This window comes from Natrinema soli, assembly GCF_028618695.1.
In genome coordinates this window covers 1-3,775 of sequence record NZ_JAQIVI010000714.1, presented here as the reverse complement: position 1 = coordinate 3,775, position 3,775 = coordinate 1, and the positions used below count along the sequence as shown (strand labels likewise).

Sequence of the window (3,775 nt, the reverse complement as noted above, 5' to 3'; positions counted from 1 at the left end):
TCCGCCGGGCCAACAGCGACCTCTCGAGTCCGGTTCGCATCGCCTGGGGTCTGCCGTTCGCCGCCGCGCTGTGTCACCTGCTGGCCTGGTCGGGCGGCGAGTCGGCGGCAGCGATCACGTGGTCCGCCGAAGCGGTCCTCGCGCTGGGCTACGTCAGCATCTTTGCCGGTGTTATCGCGTACATCGCGTACTTCGGCCTCATCGACACGGCCGGCGCGATTCGCGCGAACCTGATCTTCTACGTCGTCCCCGTCGTCTCGACGCTCGGCGGCTGGGCGCTGCTCGGCGAGACCATCGACGCGCTCGCGATCGCCGGCTTCCTGACGATCTTCGCCGGCTTCGCGGTTCTGGGAAGCGCATCGTTCGACGTCCGCTCGCTGCTCCCGGACGTCGTCACCGATTCGATGCTTCCGGACGCGATCACCGACGCGCCGCTTCCCGACGACGAGTCTGCGGTCAGAGAGGAACCCCGCGGCTACCGCTCGGATTAGAACAGTGAGAGTTCGCCGGTCACGCTATCGACGCGGTCGTCCGCCGCCGGGCCGACGGCCAGCGCGGTGACGGTCCCGGGCTCGAGTTGGGTGTGACCGGCGTCCCGGATGATGGCGGTGGGGATCCCATCGCTCTTGGCGATCTCGGAGAGTTCGTGCAGTTGCCGCTCGTTCTGGCCCTTCAGGACGACTTTCTTCTGGCCGCCCTGCTTCCACTGTTTCTGTAACTGGCTGTCCGCCTTTTCGTAGGCCGACAGCGATGCGTGCGCGACCTGCGCGGCGAGTTTACCCTGCCCCATGCCGATGTCGGTGCGAGCGACGATTGCCTGTTTCATGGCCGAGACGAGGACGGGGGCGGTGTTAGCATTGACTATCTGTGGCCCGGTCGACGGCGGGGCTGTGATCGCCGTCATGACGGGAGACAAAGATCATGGCGGGAGACGAAGACGAAGAAGGACAGGTGGCGACCCACCGAAATGTACAGCACGGCTCGGCTCTTCTCTGTCCGTATGTCACCGACTGTCGACGACCTCCGGAACGAGATCCGACGAGCCGTGGGGCGGTACGAACGCGTCGAATCGACCGCGTTCACCAAGGAAGCGCTCGCCGCGATCTGTGACGCCGTGGACGCCGATATCGAGACGAACCATTTGCCCCCGAAATCGGAGATGCGAGCGGCCATTCGCCGACGGATCGATCTCGAGGACGGGGTCGATCCGGACGCCGTCGAGGGCCCCTTCCGGAAAGCGGAACTCGAGTCCCTCGCAGCGTCGCTTCGGAACGAGTAGCGATCACCGACTTGCACGACGAGGCGGTCGAGAACCCGTTCGACGGGCGTTTCGAGCAGTTCGCAGATCGGTGCGACGAGTCAGCAAACGATTTCGCCGTCGAGACAGAGCTCTCGTTCCGTTCGTCTCGCCTCCGGCCCCGCTTCGACGAGCATCGGCTCGTCGATCGGTTCCGCAAACCGATTCGGATCCGGATCGACGCGCTCGAGCATGGCCGAGAAGACGGAGCCACGTCGGCCGCTGGCCGAGACGATGCCGCCGTACTTTCGCTCCTCGAACGCGGTCTCGTCCGGGTCGGGAAACTCCTCGCGGATGATCTCCGCCGTCTCTCTGAGGTACGTTGCCGCCTGTTTCTGTGAGTACAGGCTCTCCTCGTAGTACGTCTCCGCGTGCTCGTCGGTCAGTTCTTCGGCGGAGTGTTCCGGTGACTCGTAACAGACCGACTCCTTGGTGGTGTACCCGCTCGCGAATCGGATATTCAGCGTGTAACTATCGGGGTAGCGGAGGGTAAGCGGGGAGAGCAGCATATCCGTAATGGTCGTCTGCTGTTGTGCCCGCCACGCTCCCTCGAAGTAATACGCGGCGACCGCTCCGATCCGGTCGTCGCGCTCGCCGCGGTTGTACGCCATCGCAGCCTCGTGGAAGTCCTCGCCGGCGATCCGTCGGAGCCGCCGCCTGAAACTCTCGCCGATATGATCGCGTTCCGCTTCGTAGGCGTCCAGTACTGACACCGTAGGGTCCGCGAGGAGGTCCGCCTTTCGCTCTCGAGCGTCGGCCACGGTCATCATGTTCTCGTGGAAGGCCCGCTCGGCTTCCATATCAGGAAGCGGTATTCTGATCGCTCGCTGATGCAGAACCCTCGTGTCTCCGTTAAATCGGTTCTGGATCCCATCCATGCGACGGCCTTCGTGATACAGCGTTATAATCGGTTAGGCCGTCTAAGAGAGGTTTTCGGATAATTCACACGATGACGACCGTGTCGCGAACGCGACTATCACGCCACCGGTGTCGAGTGTCGCCGCTGTCTGGGGAGTACTCGAGTCGCGCGCTGGTTCACGGCGCTTCCGTCGGGGCCGACCGCGGACCGGGAAATTTAGGGCCCCGTACTCGCTCTGACACGGTATGATACTCTCCGATGCGGACATCCTCGAGCGCCTCGAGGCCGGCGACCTCGTCGTCGACCCCCTCGACGATCCGAAACTGCAGATCCAGCCCGCGAGCGTCGACCTCCGACTCGGCCGGGAGTTCCTCGAGTTCCAGCGGACGAACATCCCCTGTATTCACCCCAACTCCGAGGACGAGGTCGATGATTACGTCACCGAGACGCTCGTCGAGGACGGCGATGACTTCATCCTGCACCCCGGAGATTTCGTGCTGGGGACGACCCACGAGCGCGTCGAGATTCCGAACGACCTGATCGCGCACGTGGAGGGACGCTCCTCGCTGGGGCGACTCGCGGTCGTCGTTCACGCCACGGCCGGGCTCTGCGATCCTGGGTACCGGGGCCAGATCACCCTCGAGCTATCGAACCTCGGCTCCGCACCGGTCGCGCTCACCCCGGGGATGCGCATCTCGCAGCTCACCTTTACCGAACTCAAGACGCCCGCGGAGCGGCCCTACGGCAGCGAGCGCGGCTCGAAGTATCAGGATCAGGACGGCCCGCAGGCCTCCCGGATCCAGAGTGACGACGAGTTCGGCGGCGATCAACTCGAGCGCGAGGACTGAACCCGATCGGCGGAGAATCCCGCGAGGCGTTCGACGGTGTGGGCGCGCTGTTGCGTTTTCTGCTCGACTGACAGTCTCGAGGTGCGGTTTTCGATCGACTGGTGGCTCGAGTGCGGTCGGAGACCGGTATCGTCCCGCGGCGTCGACTGGCTGTTGCAGGCACCACCGGCTTGCCTCGAGTCGCGATAGCTGACGGTATGTGTGCCACGTTTTCGGACGGCGATGTCGACAAGTCCGTCGAGAACGACGCCGGCGAGGCGGTCGGGGTCGTCACCGCCGTCGAAGGGGACGTCGCCCACGTCAGGCCGGATCCGACGGTCGTCGGCTCGATCAAGTCGTCGCTGGGCTGGGAGAAGGGGGCCGAGGAGACGGTCGTACTCGACCGGGAATCGGTTCGCGAGATCACCGCGGACGCCGTTCGGCTCGAGGGCGGACTCCCGATTCGAGATGACTCAACGGCCGACGCGGACGCCGAGCGCAACGAGTTATCGGGCCAAACGCCGGAGACGGAACCGGCCGGCGGAATGAGCGGAATCGATGAAACGGAGATTGCGGACGACATGGCCGACGATGACGATCTGAGCGCGGCCGACGAAATGGATACGGTCGAGGAACGGGCCCGCGGTGCGGAGGTCGACCCGACCGAACTGGCGGACCGCGATTCCGGGCTCTCGGTCCAACCCGATGACGACGACCGGCGGACGGACGCCGCGGTCGATATCGGCGACGACGCGCAGCGGACGGACGCGACCGTCGATCCCGACGAGGACG

5 protein-coding genes and 1 pseudogene are annotated in these 3,775 nt (G+C 64.9%); 4 read left to right on the top strand and 2 right to left on the bottom strand.

The features are described from left to right. Positions 1–491, top strand: a 491-nt coding sequence (locus PGX04_RS30790; RefSeq protein ID WP_273741960.1) for a DMT family transporter, incomplete at its 5' end; no start/stop codon positions are given. Here the strand turns inward: PGX04_RS30790 and pth2 are convergent. Beyond that, a complete protein-coding gene (pth2, locus tag PGX04_RS30785) occupies positions 488–826 on the bottom strand; it encodes a peptidyl-tRNA hydrolase Pth2 (RefSeq protein ID WP_273741961.1) in 339 nt (112 codons plus the stop codon). The genes PGX04_RS30790 and pth2 overlap by 4 nt on opposite strands. Positions 827–1,000: 174 nt before the next feature. Here pth2 and PGX04_RS30780 point away from each other — a divergent pair, with 174 nt between their 5' ends. Continuing rightward, positions 1,001–1,279, top strand: a complete 279-nt coding sequence (locus tag PGX04_RS30780) for a hypothetical protein (protein WP_273741959.1) — start codon at positions 1,001–1,003, stop codon at positions 1,277–1,279. 80 nt (positions 1,280–1,359) lie between these two features. Here PGX04_RS30780 and PGX04_RS30775 read toward each other — a convergent pair whose 3' ends face one another. Then, positions 1,360–2,175, bottom strand: a complete 816-nt coding sequence (locus PGX04_RS30775; RefSeq protein WP_273741958.1) for a hypothetical protein — start codon at positions 2,173–2,175, stop codon at positions 1,360–1,362. Positions 2,176–2,401: 226 nt separating this feature from the next. Between PGX04_RS30775 and dcd the strand changes: the two genes are divergently transcribed. After that, entirely contained in the window at positions 2,402–3,004 is a 603-nt protein-coding gene (gene dcd, locus PGX04_RS30770; protein ID WP_273741957.1) for a dCTP deaminase, read from the top strand. A gap of 197 nt (positions 3,005–3,201) precedes the next feature. After that, a pseudogene (locus PGX04_RS30765) lies at positions 3,202–3,775 on the top strand (hypothetical protein); the annotation flags it as partial.

Excerpts from the sequence above, each read along its gene's own strand:
- dcd (WP_273741957.1), top strand. The coding sequence starts at position 2,402 with ATGATACTCTCCGATGCGGACATCCTCGAGCGCCTCGAGGCCGGCGAC.
- PGX04_RS30775 (WP_273741958.1), bottom strand. The coding sequence starts at position 2,175 with ATGGATGGGATCCAGAACCGATTTAACGGAGACACGAGGGTTCTGCAT.
- pth2 (WP_273741961.1), bottom strand. The coding sequence starts at position 826 with ATGAAACAGGCAATCGTCGCTCGCACCGACATCGGCATGGGGCAGGGT.
- PGX04_RS30780 (WP_273741959.1), top strand. The coding sequence starts at position 1,001 with ATGTCACCGACTGTCGACGACCTCCGGAACGAGATCCGACGAGCCGTG.